At 74.2% G+C, this 465-nt stretch carries 1 protein-coding gene; it reads left to right on the top strand.

Translation table 11 applies throughout. The features are described from left to right. Positions 1 to 465: DUF6596 domain-containing protein (locus tag I6F37_RS39110; RefSeq protein WP_368736813.1), on the top strand; the 465-nt coding region annotated here is incomplete at both ends.

The raw sequence follows: 465 nt of genomic DNA, 5'->3' as shown, positions 1-465 counted from the left end.
CGCTCATGGAGCTCCACCTGGCGCGGGCCGATGCGCGCTTTGCGCCCGACGGCTCCCTCGTCCTTCTTCCGGACCAGGATCGGTCACGATGGGACGGGCTCGCGATCGGACAGGCCGTGGAGCGACTCGCGCGGGCGGAGCGCATCGGCCGCGCCGGTCCGTACCAGCTCCAGGCGGCCATCCTCGCGGCGCACGCCACCGCTCCGAGCTGGGAACAGACGCCCTGGTCGGTCATCGTGACCCTCTACGACGCGCTGCACCGCACCCAGCCGACGCCGGTGGTCGGCATGAACCGGGCGCTGGCCATTGCCGAGCGGGACGGGCCGACGGCCGGTCTCGCGGCGCTCGAGCCGTTGGCCGATGCGCTCGACGGTTATCACCTGTTCCACGCGGCGCGCGGGGAGCTGCTGCGACGCGTGGGGCGACCTGCGGACGCGCGGGCGAGCGACCTCCGCGCCCTTGGGC

It is taken from the genome of Bradyrhizobium sp. NBAIM08 (assembly GCF_020193935.1).
GTDB lineage: Bacteria > Pseudomonadota > Alphaproteobacteria > Rhizobiales > Xanthobacteraceae > Bradyrhizobium > Bradyrhizobium yuanmingense.
The sequence above is the reverse complement of the archived record's forward strand: the minus strand, read 5'-3'. Positions and strand labels throughout refer to the sequence as shown.